The sequence below is a fragment of the Xenorhabdus sp. PB30.3 genome (assembly GCF_963895965.1).
GTDB lineage: Bacteria > Pseudomonadota > Gammaproteobacteria > Enterobacterales > Enterobacteriaceae > Xenorhabdus > Xenorhabdus stockiae.
The window spans coordinates 42,937-57,813 of sequence record NZ_CAWQMW010000013.1; the positions used below are offsets into that span (position 1 = coordinate 42,937).

At 44.2% G+C, this 14,877-nt stretch carries 22 protein-coding genes; 10 read left to right on the plus strand and 12 right to left on the minus strand.

Annotated elements, in window-relative coordinates:
• Nucleotides 1–61 precede the first annotated feature (61 nt).
• Both AACX38_RS01720 and AACX38_RS01725 read right to left on the minus strand, forming a co-directional pair.
• The gene (locus AACX38_RS01720) at nucleotides 62–400 is read right to left on the minus strand and encodes a hypothetical protein (protein WP_228863418.1); all 339 of its coding nucleotides are present in this window, start codon (nucleotides 398–400) and stop codon (nucleotides 62–64) included.
• Nucleotides 393–869, minus strand: coding sequence for a hypothetical protein (locus AACX38_RS01725; protein ID WP_228863419.1), 477 nt, complete (start codon nucleotides 867–869; stop codon nucleotides 393–395). Before AACX38_RS01725 ends, AACX38_RS01720 begins: the two co-directional genes overlap by 8 nt.
• A gap of 272 nt (nucleotides 870–1,141) precedes the next feature.
• Between AACX38_RS01725 and AACX38_RS01730 the strand changes: the two genes are divergently transcribed.
• Entirely contained in the window at nucleotides 1,142–1,552 is a 411-nt protein-coding gene (locus AACX38_RS01730; RefSeq protein ID WP_228863420.1) for a helix-turn-helix domain-containing protein, read from the plus strand.
• A gap of 179 nt (nucleotides 1,553–1,731) precedes the next feature.
• On the opposite strand, the gene AACX38_RS01735 is transcribed toward AACX38_RS01730, so the two are convergent.
• On the minus strand, nucleotides 1,732–1,974 hold the full coding sequence (locus AACX38_RS01735; protein WP_228863421.1) for a HigA family addiction module antitoxin: 243 nt from the start codon (nucleotides 1,972–1,974) through the stop codon (nucleotides 1,732–1,734).
• A gap of 154 nt (nucleotides 1,975–2,128) precedes the next feature.
• Here AACX38_RS01735 and AACX38_RS01740 point away from each other — a divergent pair, with 154 nt between their 5' ends.
• The 3 genes from AACX38_RS01740 to AACX38_RS01750 all read left to right on the plus strand — a co-directional run bounded on the left by AACX38_RS01740 (nucleotide 2,129) and on the right by AACX38_RS01750 (nucleotide 3,530).
• The gene (locus AACX38_RS01740; RefSeq protein ID WP_228863422.1) at nucleotides 2,129–2,461 is read left to right on the plus strand and encodes a type II toxin-antitoxin system RelE/ParE family toxin; all 333 of its coding nucleotides are present in this window, start codon (nucleotides 2,129–2,131) and stop codon (nucleotides 2,459–2,461) included.
• Nucleotide 2,462: 1 nt separating this feature from the next.
• The gene (gene nadS, locus AACX38_RS01745) at nucleotides 2,463–2,747 is read left to right on the plus strand and encodes a NadS family protein (RefSeq protein WP_228863423.1); all 285 of its coding nucleotides are present in this window, start codon (nucleotides 2,463–2,465) and stop codon (nucleotides 2,745–2,747) included.
• 219 nt (nucleotides 2,748–2,966) lie between these two features.
• Nucleotides 2,967–3,530 carry a hypothetical protein gene (locus AACX38_RS01750; protein ID WP_228863424.1) on the plus strand — a complete coding sequence of 188 codons (564 nt, stop codon included), beginning with the start codon at nucleotides 2,967–2,969 and terminating at the stop codon, nucleotides 3,528–3,530.
• A gap of 118 nt (nucleotides 3,531–3,648) precedes the next feature.
• Here the strand turns inward: AACX38_RS01750 and AACX38_RS01755 are convergent, their stop codons facing one another.
• Nucleotides 3,649–4,698: a tyrosine-type recombinase/integrase gene (locus AACX38_RS01755; RefSeq protein WP_228863425.1), complete on the minus strand. Its 1,050-nt coding sequence runs from the start codon at nucleotides 4,696–4,698 to the stop codon at nucleotides 3,649–3,651.
• A 107-nt stretch (nucleotides 4,699–4,805) separates the two neighbouring features.
• Here AACX38_RS01755 and AACX38_RS01760 point away from each other — a divergent pair, with 107 nt between their 5' ends.
• From AACX38_RS01760 to AACX38_RS01770, 3 genes are all read left to right on the plus strand, one after another.
• Nucleotides 4,806–4,955 (plus strand): hypothetical protein, encoded by a 150-nt coding sequence (locus AACX38_RS01760; RefSeq protein WP_228863426.1) that lies wholly within the window; start codon nucleotides 4,806–4,808, stop codon nucleotides 4,953–4,955.
• Nucleotides 4,956–5,138: 183 nt separating this feature from the next.
• A complete protein-coding gene (locus AACX38_RS01765) occupies nucleotides 5,139–5,330 on the plus strand; it encodes a hypothetical protein (RefSeq protein ID WP_228863427.1) in 192 nt (63 codons plus the stop codon).
• Between the two features lie 117 nt (nucleotides 5,331–5,447).
• Entirely contained in the window at nucleotides 5,448–6,359 is a 912-nt protein-coding gene (locus AACX38_RS01770; RefSeq protein ID WP_228863428.1) for a hypothetical protein, read from the plus strand.
• A 149-nt stretch (nucleotides 6,360–6,508) separates the two neighbouring features.
• Here the strand turns inward: AACX38_RS01770 and AACX38_RS01775 are convergent, their stop codons facing one another.
• Both AACX38_RS01775 and AACX38_RS01780 read right to left on the minus strand, forming a co-directional pair.
• Nucleotides 6,509–8,023, minus strand: a complete 1,515-nt coding sequence (locus tag AACX38_RS01775; RefSeq protein ID WP_339385647.1) for a terminase — start codon at nucleotides 8,021–8,023, stop codon at nucleotides 6,509–6,511.
• Complete coding sequence (locus tag AACX38_RS01780; RefSeq protein ID WP_228863429.1) at nucleotides 8,023–9,198, minus strand: hypothetical protein; 1,176 nt, start codon at nucleotides 9,196–9,198, stop codon at nucleotides 8,023–8,025. The genes AACX38_RS01775 and AACX38_RS01780 overlap by 1 nt, the downstream gene beginning before the upstream one ends.
• 331 nt (nucleotides 9,199–9,529) lie before the next feature.
• On the opposite strand from AACX38_RS01780, the gene parM reads away from it, so the two are divergent.
• Together parM and AACX38_RS01790 are read left to right on the plus strand one after the other, a co-directional pair.
• Nucleotides 9,530–10,705, plus strand: a complete 1,176-nt coding sequence (gene parM / locus AACX38_RS01785) for a plasmid segregation protein ParM domain-containing protein (protein ID WP_228863430.1) — start codon at nucleotides 9,530–9,532, stop codon at nucleotides 10,703–10,705.
• On the plus strand, nucleotides 10,706–11,215 hold the full coding sequence (locus AACX38_RS01790) for a hypothetical protein (protein ID WP_228863431.1): 510 nt from the start codon (nucleotides 10,706–10,708) through the stop codon (nucleotides 11,213–11,215).
• Here the strand turns inward: AACX38_RS01790 and AACX38_RS01795 are convergent.
• Nucleotides 11,212–11,601 (minus strand): hypothetical protein, encoded by a 390-nt coding sequence (locus tag AACX38_RS01795; protein WP_228863432.1) that lies wholly within the window; start codon nucleotides 11,599–11,601, stop codon nucleotides 11,212–11,214. The two genes, AACX38_RS01790 and AACX38_RS01795, sit on opposite strands and share 4 nt — an antisense overlap.
• Nucleotides 11,602–12,134: 533 nt before the next feature.
• On the opposite strand from AACX38_RS01795, the gene AACX38_RS01800 reads away from it, so the two are divergent.
• Nucleotides 12,135–12,704, plus strand: a complete 570-nt coding sequence (locus AACX38_RS01800) for a DNA-binding protein (protein WP_228863433.1) — start codon at nucleotides 12,135–12,137, stop codon at nucleotides 12,702–12,704.
• Nucleotides 12,705–12,751: 47 nt separating this feature from the next.
• Here AACX38_RS01800 and AACX38_RS01805 read toward each other — a convergent pair whose 3' ends face one another.
• From AACX38_RS01805 to AACX38_RS01825, 5 genes are all read right to left on the minus strand, one after another.
• Nucleotides 12,752–13,015 carry a hypothetical protein gene (locus tag AACX38_RS01805; RefSeq protein WP_228863434.1) on the minus strand — a complete coding sequence of 88 codons (264 nt, stop codon included), beginning with the start codon at nucleotides 13,013–13,015 and terminating at the stop codon, nucleotides 12,752–12,754.
• 78 nt (nucleotides 13,016–13,093) lie between these two features.
• On the minus strand, nucleotides 13,094–13,351 hold the full coding sequence (locus AACX38_RS01810) for a hypothetical protein (protein WP_228863435.1): 258 nt from the start codon (nucleotides 13,349–13,351) through the stop codon (nucleotides 13,094–13,096).
• 418 nt (nucleotides 13,352–13,769) lie between these two features.
• Entirely contained in the window at nucleotides 13,770–13,979 is a 210-nt protein-coding gene (locus AACX38_RS01815) for a hypothetical protein (RefSeq protein WP_228863436.1), read from the minus strand.
• 45 nt (nucleotides 13,980–14,024) lie between these two features.
• Complete coding sequence (locus AACX38_RS01820) at nucleotides 14,025–14,324, minus strand: hypothetical protein (RefSeq protein WP_228863437.1); 300 nt, start codon at nucleotides 14,322–14,324, stop codon at nucleotides 14,025–14,027.
• Entirely contained in the window at nucleotides 14,317–14,877 is a 561-nt protein-coding gene (locus AACX38_RS01825; RefSeq protein WP_228863438.1) for a Thoeris anti-defense Tad2 family protein, read from the minus strand. The genes AACX38_RS01820 and AACX38_RS01825 overlap by 8 nt, the downstream gene beginning before the upstream one ends.

Here is a 14,877-nt window from a genome sequence, read left to right on the forward strand (position 1 = left end):
TAGGGCGGAAAGAATAGATAACAAAACGAGGAGTATAAAAACATATAGTTATAGTTATATCTTAATGCTTTGTAGCTGGTGGCAGTGAAGCATGAATATTTTCTTTTTTTATCATTCCGTTCATGATAGAGCGCGAAATCGTTATCATTTTATAAAAAATCCTTGAATCATCTCGAAATTTTTTATGTACCTTATAATCAAGAAGGCCACTACTTAATAACCAATAAATACATATCAGTCTAATTTCCTCCTGACGCCCCTCATAACTATCAATAATTGCTAACACGTTATCTTTTAATTCGTCACGCTTTAAATTTTCCCACGGTAATTTACTCAGAATATCGCCAACGGTTTCTTCAAGAAGTGTCGTATCTGTATATTCATTCCATTCTTTATTCATATACTCCCCCTAATTCATTGAAACAATCAGGGTAAAATCCCTTTATGATGCTTAAAGCCACCAGACCGTATTTTCTATGTAAATACTCTTTATTCTCTGTATCAGGAAATTTCTTGAGCAAAAGATAAATACATGAAGCTCCTACCCAAACGGGATTTTGAGCAACGGAAATACGATCAACAATGTCACTAGATAACCTAGAAACACTTTCAGTTGACCAAGGTAATGTGCTCAAAAACTCAATTTCATGAAAGGAAGAACGAGAATAAAACCCATCAATAACATCTAAGGCTACTAAGGTGTATTTATGTAACAAACCACCTTCATGGTTTTCATCCCGAAACACCTTTAGCAGAATAAAAATACAAGAAGTTCCCACTAATACGGGATTTTGATCAATGGAAATACGTGCAGCAATTTTACTGGATAACATCGGAACATTTGCAGATGACCAAGGTAATCCCTTCAAAAACTCAACTTCCTGAAAATACGGGGGCTTCTGAACCAAAACAAACCTCTCGATTTAGCTTAAATATTAAGTATTAAATAGTTACATTTGTTATAGTTATTTGTTTTTTTAAAAATTCCCTGGTGAGTAACTTGATTTTAAGGGAAATCCTTACTCCATAAGTATGCAATAGGAGATGACTGGTATCTCTTTTCGCCTACTATCACGCATTCTCTAACAGTGGTAAAAAAGAATCAAGGTGCAATTCTAAATAAGGTTAATATTTTTAATACATGAACCCACGAAGATTAATAGACGCCAGAAAAGCCAAAAACCTCTCACAACGCGAGGTAGGAGAAGCATTAGGGGCAAGTAGTAAAGAACAAGCAAAGTTAAAAATAAGCCGATATGAAAGAGGGGTGTTATCGCCGCCATACAGCGTGGCTTGCCAGCTCGCCACAATTTTAAGTGTTCCGACCTGCTATTTTTATATCGATGATGATGATGATATCTTCGCAGAACAAGTTTTGATCCTGTACAAAAAGAATCTTTGTCATGACCATACATTCGAAGACGAACTAATCACTACGCTGACCACGAAGACAAAAGAATACGAAAAAGCCTTTGAGGAATTCAAAAATGCAATGGAGGCGATTAAATCGACTAAAGGGAGAGAACTTCCCACTAAACATCAGGAAGATTAAGTATATTGCTGGTGCAAAGTGCCTTTTTCCTGATATTCTTATCGCATAATTCAGCAAAAACACCCTGTTTTGGTTGGATTTGTGCGCTTAGAGGGCCGATGTGTATACATCGGCTTTTCTTTTTCTGTGTAGTGCCATTTGTAAATGGTTACTCAGGCTGGTGGAACGGATAAAATCCCCTATTTATTGCGCGCTAAGCTGTGCACTTCCTGAAGCCTCAGCCACATTTCCGGCGTACTACCCAGCACGCAGGCTAAACGTTCCGCCATTGCTGGCGTAACTGCTGCACAACCTTCCATTACACGCCCAATCGTTGACGGGGAAACATCCAATGCCTGCGCAAGTTCTCTTAGGCTCATATTTAAATGTGCCATCTCCTCAGAAATATATTGCCCTATATGGGGCCGAATATGTCTAGCCATTTAAATGATTTCCTTAATTAATCTTGATGCTTCTAGTTTTTATGAGAAATGAGAAGTATCACACAACACCATGCTGATGGAAAAATCATACGTCATGCTGGTAATTTCGACACAAAAGGCGTACTATGTACTCCAAGGAAAAGGAGATTTACCCGTGAGTCATGCCATAGAGTTCATTGAAACCAGTTTGTTTACCCGACAGATCAAAGAAATTGCCACTGATGAAGAGCTTAAAGAACTTCAACGAGAGCTGATCGAATCGCCGGAAAAGGGCGATCTAATACGTGGCACAGGGGGATTGCGTAAAATAAGAATGGCTATAGGCTCACAGGGAAAAAGCGGCAGCGCCAGAGTGATTTATTTTCTGGCAACCGAAGAAATTATCTATCTGGTGATGGCTTATCCGAAAAGTAAAAAAGATAGTTTAACGGATGCCGAAAAAGCAGAAATGAAAAAACTCACAAAATTACTAAAAGACGAGGTGTGATATGACTTTTTTTGACGAATTGAAAGCATCCCTAGAAGAAGCCGTTGAAATTAAACAGGGCAATAAAGCCGCCGCACGTATTACTCGATACGACGTTGCTGACGTGAAGGCGATCCGTGCTCAGCTTAACATTTCACAGGCAGAGATGGCGGAAGCGTTAGGCACTAGCCTCGATACCATCAAAAGCTGGGAGCAAAAGCGTCGGAACCCTACCGGACTGGCCGCAAAAGTGTTAGCCGTAATACAGGAAAATCCGCATTTCTATCAGGCGCTGGCAACACATTAGCATGCTATAACGCCAGTATGTTAATGCTGGCGTTATAGCATGCTGATTAAATCGCAACAAGAGGAAGATAAATTTTGAGTAAGTATTAGCCGGGGGATTGGCGTTAAAATAACACTGGACAGGAGAAAAACAGCATTCATAGGAACATTATGATTTCATTACAACATTAATAATGACGTCATTATCATGATTTTTATTGTTTCCGAAAAAGGAGGCGATATGAAAATATTATTGAGTGTTATTATAATGTTAATTTTCATTTCGAAACCAGCGTCAACTTATCAAGATTTTATACTTAATTTTGAAAATAAAGATCTTGTACCTATTAATATGTCTGTGTACGACACACAGTGTGTAGAACCTATAGATGGCCTAGTTGATGTACCTCTTTATCCATTTCCTCCACACAATACGCATTCGTGGTCTATACGGGATATTAATTCTGGCCTTTTTAGCTGTTTCTTGAAACAGAAGAGGGTAACATTAAAAATCAGTAAAACAATAGCACCCGCAAGATTAGATCATAATGCCTGCCTACTGATATGGGCAAACACATTATATTACGGCATTTCTAATTCTTGGCAAACAGCATTTTTAACTAACTGTGATTTTGTTAAAGAGGCTATATGTACAGATCCAGAACCCAATGGAAAAAGTAAACCATGTTTGAATTATTGCCCAGACCTTACAAAAACAGCTAATAATTGCCCAGAAAATAATTATATAAGCGGCATTAATTCATATATACCTGCTCCAACGCACACAGATTTTGGAAAAAAATAAAGTACAGGATGAAAAGTAGAAAAGCGTACCATCACTCGTGTTATCCCTGCCATTTTTTAATGGCAGGCACCAGCCCCATCACGGGCTGGCTATAAGATAAATTAGTGCAAGAGTTCCGTCATTCCTCAGTACGCCCCTCCACCAGCTCATGCATGACGCTCTTTTTCGCGTCCAGATGACGGATATAGCCCAGCACCGTCTCCGGTTTTGTCCAGGTGCCTTCGTGCATGATCTGGGCGAGGCTGTAACCCGATTCCGTCATGTCCTGTGCCGCCCCCACGCGGGCGCTGTGGCCTGTCCAGGTGGCATAGCGGCCTTTGTTTTTGGGCTGTTGGTCTTCCCCGTGGACCACGTCCCACGCCGCCGCAAAAATCGGCGACAACTTGCGCCTGTCCAGCGGGTGGGTGGTCGTGACCACCGCCTGATTCGAGCGATGCACCGGACAGAACACATAGGCGTCGGGGTGATCGCTCAGGCCGGACACCTGAAGCCATGCCCGCAAACGGGCGGCGGCGCGGGGGCTGAGCGATTTCACCAGTCCCTGTCCGTCCACCCTTGTTTTGGTGTAACCGACATTCAACAGGATACTGCCGTCGCGCTGGTACATCACATCGCTGACCTTCAGGCGGCCCAGATTGGACACGCGCAGTAAGGTATTATAGGCCACAAACAAAAAGGCCAGATTGCGGCGGTCTTTCAACCGGGGGGAGTCCTGCCACGCGGTATCCAGCCGGTTTAAGTCCGCGATGCGAAAGGGGATCGCCTGCCCGGTCTGCTCCCCGCGCACCACCGCCAGCCGGTGAATTTTTTTCAGTACCCGTTTGACTTGCTGACTGTCACCGGGGGGAATGAGTCCCGCCTGCCGGTGCAACAAATTCAGCATGGCAGCACAACTGCGGATCGTGGCTGGGGCCAGCCCGCGTTCATGCAACTCCCACAGGTAATCGCGCAGATAATCCGCTTCCACCGGCAGATAAGAGCGCCCCTTGGCAAGACACCACTGGCACCACTGACGCACTGCGCTCATAAACTGACGCCACGTATTGTCGGCAAACGCCTCCTTATCTTTGATAAAGGCATTGAGGTTGCGTAGCACCTCCTCATTCAGATCCGGACTCTCCGCGATCAGTGCCCCATCACGGCTCGTTGTCTGCAATTCTCCTGCCATCACTATCCCCTTTTTTCGTTCGGTGGCGCTGCGTGAAAAGCACGGCGAATAACCGCCGCCTTTTGTCAGATTTCACGGAGACGCGTCATTGACTGTTAATTAAAAGCGTGAGCGATTTCTCACTGACCGTGACCATTTCAACCGGTCGCAATCCACATCCGGCCGACATGATACCCGTCGCAATGATTGTTATGAGTGACCATCCTCATGCTGACGGTCACGCCCTGCCCGTTTTTATGCTGTCTAAGGTGACATAAAGCTAATTATGTCACCTTAGATAATGAAGGTCAATTCCGCCCAAAGTGGGGGGAAGGATGAGTGGAATCAATACGAGGCGAGAGAATTTTAATTTCACATAGATATAATCGCATTGGTTTTTATTACAGATGATAATTTTACCGCTAGGCGAGATTTTCTTCACACCACGGAAAATGAATACAATGGAAATTACACGCTATACCACACAAACACTTATCACGATGGCAAAGGAATTGAAACTGGATCTGCATGACTGTGCATTGTCGCATATTCTTGCGCGTCACTTGTATGGACTGCGTGATGTCACCCATGTTGACGGTACGCCGTGTGACTACAAAACAATTGCGCGTCATGTGTTAAATAACCTGAAATAACGCGCTCCTTTGCCACTCTGATGAAAGTTAAATTCTAACTAAATTTTTATTACTTTTCGCAAACCTGATAAAGTTATAAATACATATGTTCAAGATAAAACCCGTTAGGAGTGGTCAATGGATGCTTTCAATGACAGTATTTTTGAGGAAAGGTATAAAAACTTTCTAAAAGTACGCAATTCATGGATGAAGATAATCTTCAAACACGCGGTGTATACCGATATCAATGCGCAGGGCGAGGCTCGCCGCCCTGTAGCGATCATGACCGATAAAAAAACACTGAATAAAGTGGAAGACCTGTTATTAGCCTGGCAACAGTTTGCTGATTTCGCGGAGCAACGCCGTGCCCTGGGGTTATCTCCCATCTCATCACTGATTTACTCCCCAGTGCCTGAAATCTTGAGGGACGGAGATCACTTTTCTATTGGCGAATTCGAGGCAACCAGTACCCAGAATATTACCCGTGAAGATATTCTCAGAAAAATAGATAAAAAACTCAACCAATTGTACCGCGCGACAATCAAACATAAACTGAGTATTATCGATCTGGAATTAGATAAAGAGCTGATTGAGAGTTATCCCGCCGGCACCAAGTTTCGTCGCCGTTTAAGTGGCTACAGAGATATCATCATCGATCTTCGTAAAAAGACGGAAGACGACAATCACACTCCCCTGCATCGCGTCGGAACGTATGGCACCGTCATTGACGGTAACAGCCTGCATTCACCCGATGCCTATGACATCAACCGGGGCGAGAAATTAGTCCAAAAAAGCTATTATGACAAGGTATCACCAATACGTTGTTCTTTGTTTGCCGGTGGCAACCTGTATCTCACGACGGATATAGAAAAAGCGAAAACCGCGCATAAAAATGCACACCAAAAAGCCAAAAAAAACAGCAAACTCAAAGCCCTTACCCGTAAAGACGACGGAGGCAGTCTGGCTGAAAAAGAATCACAACGCCTTGATAGAATCACCAAAGAAAAACAGAAAGCACAACAGTATGTGCAAGAAAACACACACGATTGATTTTTTATCCTGTCCGCCCAGGAGGGATTGAATGCCCTGTATCAAATTCAACGAATAGCTATAACGACAGCGCCTAAAATGCGATACTTTTCACGTTAATACGTCCTTTACGTTCGTCAGTTTCCTGAACTGACGATAGACACTGACCGTTAGTCTTCACCATCGTAATCATCAAGATATTGCATCGCTTCAGAACGGGTCGCCATCTCTTCAAAACCTACCTCTTCATAAGCCGGGACATAATCACATAACATGCCAAAACAAAATGTATCCCACCTATCCGGAGAGCGAATATTCAATTTCGCTCTCATCATTTCTTTTTTCATGATCACCCAGCGCCCGTTCTCATCAATCTTGACCGGAATTTTTGACGCCTGCTCTGCGGTCTTGCTGCTTTTATCCAGTCGCATTCGGCCACTGCGGATCGCCCGTTGTGCGGCAATATTGGCGTAAGCGCGCTGATTGATGTACCGGTTACGATCATATTTGCTGAACATCGGTTTCCCCCACCGGATACGCTGTACATCGCGGCCACGACGCTCCAAGATACTCGCCGTATCCGACCCCACTCCATCACTGTCCACCACGAGGCTGATATTGGGATACACGGCCGGATCACACTCCAGATGGATAAATTCACCAAACTCCACCGGATCACATGCCCCGTCCATTTCGACTAATTTATAATTAACCAACCGGCGCTTGTCGCCACGGGCCCCCGATACCTTACAGATATTCAGGATGGACTTATCCCGCCCGTTACCGACGTCACACAAGGCGACCCAGCCCCAGCCTTTTTCAAGGAAAATCTGACGCCTTGCTGCCCTGTCGCATTCATCCCGCCCCAATAAATATCCCGTGACCGACTTCGGAAACTGGCCTAATACCTTGATTTGGTATTCCACGCTGTCGCGGCCACCGTATTCCGCCAGCTTCATTTTGATAAACTCCGGTTCAACCAGCGGGGACTCTTCCGAATTCAGCGTTATTGCCACATACAGGCCATTGGGGTTATCGGAATGTTTGGCGAGGCTGTGATGGGTATCGTAGAAATACCCGCTGGGGCGCGTCGGCTGCGACAGTAACAGAATCCGGTTATCTTTCTGTGTCAGCGCACCGGTAATGATACCAAAGGCTTTATCGGATACCCCGGATGCTTCATCTATAATGTAAAACAGGTATTCGGCATGTTCACCGGCCAACGCCTCTTCATTCCCCAAACGGAAGCCTTTGGGAATGACTGTCCAGACGCCCTTACCCCCAACCGCGTAAAAGGCGGTATCTGTCAGGATAAAGTAATTTTGCAGCCACGGAAAACGCCGGATACATTCATGCCAGTTCACCTTCAGGTATTTAAATATCCCTGTCATGACCTGCTGAATTTTGTTCGCAATGATGATCACACGGGCATTAGGATGAAACAGGATGAAACACAGGATCATGATACTGGTCATGTCGGATTTACCCGTGCCGTGACCGGACGTAACACTGGTTTTACTGCCGCACTCCTGTACGGACTCCAGGATCAGGTCTTGCTGCCAAGTGGGGGTTTTACCGAAAAGATGGACAGCGGCTAGTCCCCAGTCGTACCGGTATTTGATGACCATCTCCCGCCAGCGGGGATCGCTGACCACGCTGCGGGGTTTCTTTCGTCCTGAAGCCACTACCGTAAGTCCTCATCCTCGTAAATATCCTCTGTGGCCTCGTAATCATAATCCGGCGCTTCATCCAACGCATCCAGCCATTCACCTTCACGCCCTTCGCCCAGGCTATTGACATCCCCGTAACCGCCTTTATCGACAATGTGATTAACCTGTTGGCGTTTGTCTGCAATATAGGCATCACGCCCGGCTTGCTGCGCCCGATACGCTCTGGCTTGCCTGTCCAGTTCGTCCTGATCAATGATTTCGTTATCAACCTCTTCGCCCTGCGATTGTTTCAGGTCGTGGCGTACTCTATCCAACAAAGCGGGAGGCACTTTCCCCCCGTTGGACTCAATATACATCGCCGTTTGCATCGCATCCCAGTCCTGTTCCTGCTGGAGGTGATAAGCATTGGCAATCACGGTCGTCTCCCCCATCTTGGCCGTGTGCTTTTCCTCTTCACGGCGATCTTTCAGTAACCCCTGTTTGATTGATGTCATGGTGCGCATGAAATCAGTCATGGCATACGAACAGTCGTTCAGCATCTTGAGCTGCTTAAACACCGGATGTAGGGCACCTTCATCGCCGGTGTCAAAGTCGGCTTCCTGTTTTTCTAACTCTTCGATAGAGCGATCCCGTACCCGTTCCACGAGTTCAAAATGGGCTAATGCCCGTCGCATCAAATCCACTTCCAAGACATCCAGATAACCGGTATCCAGCAAGGTTTCGGCCTTATCAAAATCGATACTTCGGGGATAGGCATATCGACCATGTTTCATCGACGTTTCATTACCCGTCGTTAATCGGCGACCGGTGCCCCGTGGTAATTTTTGGTGCGTGATGTTTTTCGCCGGTGGCATGATCATTTTCGCGTTTTGGGTTTCGGCGTGATGGGCCTGCTGACGATGATCACCGGCGTCTGTGTCCGCCTTTGTCTTGTTCGGCCTCACACCAGTGTTGGCGCGGCTTTTCCGGCTTTTTTTCGGTTCTTGATTGGCAGCGATTTTGGCAGAATGATGATCATCTTTTGCAATGTGATCATTGCTTTGATCATCTGACAAGGAGGGATTAGCCGAACGGAGATAGCGCCGGGCGGTATTTGGATTCAGGTGATAATGTTCGGCATATTCACGGATGCTGATCCCCTTTTCAGCGCGTAGTCTATTGAAATTAGAGACGTGTTCCTGCCAGTTCATCCTTATCAACCCAAGTAAATGCCCAATACTGCTGATAATACACAAGCATTAATATGTTTGATGAAGGTAATTTTTTAAGCCATTTTTTTGCCAAGGATAAGGGCTTTCCCCCGCCAAAGTTCAAACCTCTTTAATTTTAAAAAATTAATTATAAAACAATGCATTAAATAAAAATAAATTACCCAAACACGAAAAACAGAATAAAAATAGAATAAAAATGGAATAAAAACAGAATAAAAATAGTTGATGTTTTTCCCACAATCTACCAAAATTACTCATGCGCAAATCTGACTAATGTCTTAATCATTAATATCTAAAACAGGGAAATATCATGAAGAAGTCTACCGATTCAGTTTCTGATAATGCAGCTGTGCAAAAACCGGCTTTAGCGGTCGTTGATGCGGATTCAGGTGAAACCACCATGCAAGAACCCATCTTCGTGGCCGTCGATGCAGGTTCCGGCAATATTGCCGTGCGTTTTGAACGTGACGGAGAATTTGAAAATTACATCATTCCTTCACGAGTACAACAGGGCCATGCCCATTCAATGGCATTAGACGCAGTAACCGCATGGCAAACCAAAGGGTATCACGGCGAAGACGTCACATTTTCAGTCGTCACTGGCGGTGACGAACTGGTCAATACCTGCGATCCCCGTTATCAGATCAGTCCTGCGCATCGTGTTCTGGTTATCAATGCGTTGGCTCAAGTAGGATTAGGTGGACGCGATATCATCTTGGGCGAGACGCTGCCAGTTAACCAATTTTACAATGACTCCGGTAAGATTGACCAAAAGCGTATTCAGGCCAAACGAGAGAGTTTAATGACACCGGTCGAAAATGTCTCCGGTCAGAGAAAAGCCCCTCGCATTCTGGACGTTATCGTCTATCCAGAAGCCGTTCCTATCTATGTGTCAGCCTCAGTGCTTGCGGATATGAGTCCTAATCCCGCACTGGAAGGCGCAAAAAAAATTCTGGTTGTTGACATCGGACGCTTTACTACCAATGTTGTGGAATTGGATGAACATTACCAGATAGTGAGATGGAGCACCTTTGAACATGGTGTACATATTCAGTTAAACCGTGTCCATGCGTTACTTCAGGAGCACGCCGAAGAGCTGGGAATTGCTGAAGCCAAAGAAATTCATCTTGAATCGATTGATATGTTTATTCGTCGAGGGTATATCGGCTCCAGCCTAAAATCAGCAGAAGACAGACGAATTAGAATTGATTCCGTCGTCCAGCAAGCCGCAATCGAACATTCAAATATCATTCGAGAGGATATCCGTAACGTGCGTCGTAGCCTTGATGATCTGGATGTGATGGTTATGGGTGGCGGAGGCAGCTATACCATCGGCGGCAAACTGGATTACCTGACCGATTGCACGACGGACTGGGGCTGCCCTGTTTACATTTCTGAACAACCTGAATATGCCACTGTTCGTGGTGTTTATATGGCGCTCATTGGAAATAAAGAGCAAATATTAGCCAATTTGAGAGAGGCATAAATGGCAACACCAAACGTGGTGGTTCGCGCAGCAACGCTGGACGAGCACGGCAAAGCAACCTCCCAATTTCGGGAGGAATACCAGAGCCTAACTGGTCACACCAGCAAGCGCATGAAAATCACAAAAGTGATCCGTTGCGGCCAGATTATTGAAGCAGCAGGACTGACTAACTTACTGTCAATTCTCGATAACGAAGAATTTTTCGCGGCTGATGAAAACTCCCGCAAAGAGATGGTAAAGAATGTCCTGTCATTAAATAATGTGGGTCACGTTGTCTCTGCTCCTGTGACGTTAAAAGAAACAGAAAAAAGAGACGTCCCACCAGCGGAAAAAAAAGCGGAAGCGGAAACACCTGTAAAGCATAGCACGGTGACACCACCGATAAAAACCACTCGCAAAATCGAAAACGAAGATGGATCAACAACCATCTTTGAAAAAGTCAGCCCTAAAAAAGGTACCGCCCCCGCTGCGCTGGCGGCATTAAACATTCCCATGCAAACTAAGAGTTAGCATCGATTCCCCCTTCTGCGGATAAGGTCATCCCACATCTGGCGTAATAAGGCTGCATTCTTTGCAGCCTTTTTTTCATCTTCTCTCATCCCACCAGCGGGAATAACTGTTTTTGAGAAATCAATGGTCATACCATGACGAGGCTTAAAGTGCGCCTGTGTGATGTGTCTCATTTCAAACGTTCTTGGCCGGACACTGGTGTCCATGAGGCAAATGATATTTTTGGAGGAACAAAATACATTCAGGCGGGCATAGACAAAATCTTTGTCTATTTCAACCTGTGGATGATAGCGGCGAATGGCATCCATGACCTCTCTCGCGGTCAGAGGACGGTTTTCTCTCAGAAGCACATCTGCCAAATGGATATTGGAGATTTTCTCTTTCACGCTCTTTTCCAAGAAGATTTTAAATGGTTTTTTATCTTACCTAAAAAGCCAGAAAGAGAAATAAATATCTATAAATTACAATAAGTTAATAATAAAATATGCAGTGATTATATGAAGATAAAAAAGGAATAAACATTAAAAATCGGTAACAATAGTTGACACTATCAATCCCTTCGGTTACTATTGTTACCAGTTGGTTGATGGAGTTAGTCAACCGTGTTCTTTAACAACGTGAGACTTAAAAGGAGTATTTTGTATCTCGTATCACAAAAACAAAGAGATTAATGCGGCAGTTTCATATGCCGTGTCTCAAGGCTGGATCTATATCAAACGTACTGGAAAAGGCCATGCGGTGGGGATATTACGCTGTGGTAGTGAGGATAAATGCCACCAAAAATCAGTTTGGGGGACACCTGATAGCCCCCAAAACCACGCAAAAGACATTATCTCATTGGTAGATAAGTGCAAATAATATCAAGGCCGTCAATCGGCGGCCTTTTATAAGTCTCACCTCTCAATGATAGGAAAGTAGAATGAGAGAATACGATTTTAGTATCGTGGTAGGCGGAAAGAAAATTACAACCGATGATGATTTATTTGATATATCCGACGCACTGTATGAGGCAGGATGCAGTGACTCGCATCCTGCTTCATATAATGGCACCTTGTACATTAATTTCACACGGAAAAGCGACAGTTATGCTCAAGCTGTGGCATCTGCTATAGCGAATATTGAATCAATCTCTGGTTTAAAGTGTTTATCGGTAGATATGGGGGATGTTGTCAGTTTAAGTGATGCCGCTGAACTGTCAGGAACAACAAAGGCGACTTTATCTCGCTATAGCAAAGGGAGCCGTGGAGCGGGTGACTTTCCGACGCCAGTTCAACGTGTAGACAGTAGCCGCCCGTTATGGTCTTGGACGGATATTGCTGAGTGGCTTGCGCAAAATAATCTCGTTGATAATGAGCTGGTGGAACAGGCTCGTATTACCGGAGCGATGAACGTCGCCTTATCCATCCGAAACAACAATTCAATGGATACTGTCTTCCAGTTTCTGTATGCCTTAAAATCCACTCATAACCGCACGGCAAGCGCCCTGTAGTTAACAACTATTCCTTTAAAAAAAGCAGTCTCACATTTTTGGCCATCTCAATGATGGCCTTTTTTTACGCTGTCATTCCAATAGATATGATTCAAATCAAATTCACTTCTCGTGATAGCAGGCTGCAAACCGTTAGCGAACCGTATTTCGTTTTCAGAGGATTTGATAAAACGCCATTGTTTGAAAAGCAAGCCTGTCAGCGTGGGATCTATACTATCTGGGAAACAGCCAATACTATCTCGTAAAAATAATAAGGCTTCCATTCTTTCAGAAATCCCTTCTTTTATGCGCTCAATTTCATATTCGTGCATCACATTCTGCCTTGAATTTTAAATAATATGGCGTTCTAGCGACAAATAGAACAGTATTCATACACCCGTTCATCACAATTAAAACCCTCGTTTGATGATCCGCCAAAATGAACCCCATAAACGGCGTACAATGACTTTACCGTGATACCTGTGTATGTCTCTGGATTCTACCATCCGTTTTAACGCATCGCGGGAGCCTTTCACATAGCCTTTGTAGTACAACGAACAACAAGCCGGTGTGCCGATATCTAAGCAATAACAATTTCCTTTGTATCCATCCTGATAGCCTGCCACATACGATGACGATTGCCGCTGGCTTGCTTTGCTGATCAACATTATCTATGTTCCCTCACTTTTCCAACAAATCAGGCAGATTGCCAGAAATTGAAATGCTCGTTAAATGACTGGCGGATTACCAAGCACAAATACTCGGTGTTGGAAGTCGGTAAGGAGGTAAACCCTCCCCTTTGATATTCTTTCGCTATTTTGAAGGTTCTTCCTGTTTTTCCTGCCTGATTCCTTATGACATTCAACGCAGCATTTATTCCTAACGTACCGTAATGTATGACCTGATTTTTTACAGGGATTGCCTTCAAAATATTTATTGGGTTCCTCGATCATTAACTTGCGTCTCCGCTGGCACATACTGTTTAATGAATTGAACCAGACCAACCGCAGACGCCATGACCTCCCTGTAAAGATTCGGGTAATGACGATAAACTGTTTTGATTCGTTGCTGAACGTTCAGTCATAGTTATACCTCTTCATTCCATTGTTTTTCTGTCATCTTCCCTAAAAAACTTACGCCCGTAATCACTGAATTAGCACTAACACCCAGACTCGCTTGAGCCTCCAGTAAGCGAAGATGAGTGAGACGTGGTGTGGAATGCTTCACGATCACCGATTGCGCCTCCAGCCCTGATTGACTGAATGAGATATTGAAGTAGTAGAATTTTTTTGCCATTTTTAGAATTAGATTCTAACTAATAATTTATTTTAAAAGAAAAAATTAACCCAATAACAACCGATGCTTATCAAGCCTGATTTTTTTACCTAATGCGTAAGCGTAGTGATATTCGGCTACACATACCGGATCATGCTCAAAATCTTTCGGAAACCACACCTCACTGGCGAGCACCAGCATACATACCCGTGTGACCAACGATTCAAGGCTTGTTCCTTCGTGGTTAAAATGGTGTGGATTGCTGACGGTATACCCAGCGTTTTTATAGCCCTTTTCAATCAGCATTAAAATACTTTCATGAGTGGTCATATTCAGCGGAACGGAAAGATACACCCTGTTAGGCACGATAGACCGCCCAATTATCTGCCAGCTGATCCTGCACCGACGGATTCCAAGAAATAGAGATGCCATCCGGCGTCGTAAATAAGAATTCGGCATGTTCATCAGGTTGATGTTTATCACAGTGCAATTTCACACATCCCCCCGCCCAATTCACACGATAGATACTGTAGTCACGCTGGATCATGAGGTTCAATGCCGACGGATAATTCATTAATCTGATATCAGGAATATTCGCCTGATTTTTATGTACATTATCCGCAAAAAGCGTAGCGATAATTGACTTTTGTTCTTTAGATAAGCAATAGGCGTAATCAGACGTTGCCTTGTAGATCATTTTCCACAAATTTTTCACCCCGCCTACAGCATAATGCAATGCGGCTTTTTTGATATTAGCACGTTTGAATAAGCTGTCGGATTTAACTTTTTTACCTTTATTCTCAATCGATAACTCAATCAGACAAGCCATACAGTGCGCTATTTTTCGTTTAGTTGCATCACGCTTAACAGAAGGATTATCCAGTAACCATTCGTAAAATAATTCTTCATTAAATTTCAT

What these genes read in the sequence shown, in the direction of transcription:
- AACX38_RS01770 (WP_228863428.1), top strand. Translation starts at nt 5,448, where the DNA reads ATGGATGCTTTCAATGACAGTATTTTTGAGGAAAGGTATAAAAACTTT.
- parM (WP_228863430.1), top strand. Translation starts at nt 9,530, where the DNA reads ATGAAGAAGTCTACCGATTCAGTTTCTGATAATGCAGCTGTGCAAAAA.
- AACX38_RS01805 (WP_228863434.1), bottom strand. Translation starts at nt 13,015, where the DNA reads ATGCACGAATATGAAATTGAGCGCATAAAAGAAGGGATTTCTGAAAGA.
- AACX38_RS01800 (WP_228863433.1), top strand. Translation starts at nt 12,135, where the DNA reads ATGAGAGAATACGATTTTAGTATCGTGGTAGGCGGAAAGAAAATTACA.
- AACX38_RS01815 (WP_228863436.1), bottom strand. Translation starts at nt 13,979, where the DNA reads ATGGCAAAAAAATTCTACTACTTCAATATCTCATTCAGTCAATCAGGG.
- AACX38_RS01780 (WP_228863429.1), bottom strand. Translation starts at nt 9,198, where the DNA reads ATGAACTGGCAGGAACACGTCTCTAATTTCAATAGACTACGCGCTGAA.
- AACX38_RS01735 (WP_228863421.1), bottom strand. Translation starts at nt 1,974, where the DNA reads ATGGCTAGACATATTCGGCCCCATATAGGGCAATATATTTCTGAGGAG.
- nadS (WP_228863423.1), top strand. Translation starts at nt 2,463, where the DNA reads ATGACTTTTTTTGACGAATTGAAAGCATCCCTAGAAGAAGCCGTTGAA.
- AACX38_RS01750 (WP_228863424.1), top strand. Translation starts at nt 2,967, where the DNA reads ATGAAAATATTATTGAGTGTTATTATAATGTTAATTTTCATTTCGAAA.
- AACX38_RS01730 (WP_228863420.1), top strand. Translation starts at nt 1,142, where the DNA reads ATGAACCCACGAAGATTAATAGACGCCAGAAAAGCCAAAAACCTCTCA.
- AACX38_RS01825 (WP_228863438.1), bottom strand. Translation starts at nt 14,877, where the DNA reads ATGAAATTTAATGAAGAATTATTTTACGAATGGTTACTGGATAATCCT.
- AACX38_RS01720 (WP_228863418.1), bottom strand. Translation starts at nt 400, where the DNA reads ATGAATAAAGAATGGAATGAATATACAGATACGACACTTCTTGAAGAA.
- AACX38_RS01755 (WP_228863425.1), bottom strand. Translation starts at nt 4,698, where the DNA reads ATGGCAGGAGAATTGCAGACAACGAGCCGTGATGGGGCACTGATCGCG.
- AACX38_RS01790 (WP_228863431.1), top strand. Translation starts at nt 10,706, where the DNA reads ATGGCAACACCAAACGTGGTGGTTCGCGCAGCAACGCTGGACGAGCAC.
- AACX38_RS01810 (WP_228863435.1), bottom strand. Translation starts at nt 13,351, where the DNA reads ATGTTGATCAGCAAAGCAAGCCAGCGGCAATCGTCATCGTATGTGGCA.
- AACX38_RS01765 (WP_228863427.1), top strand. Translation starts at nt 5,139, where the DNA reads ATGGAAATTACACGCTATACCACACAAACACTTATCACGATGGCAAAG.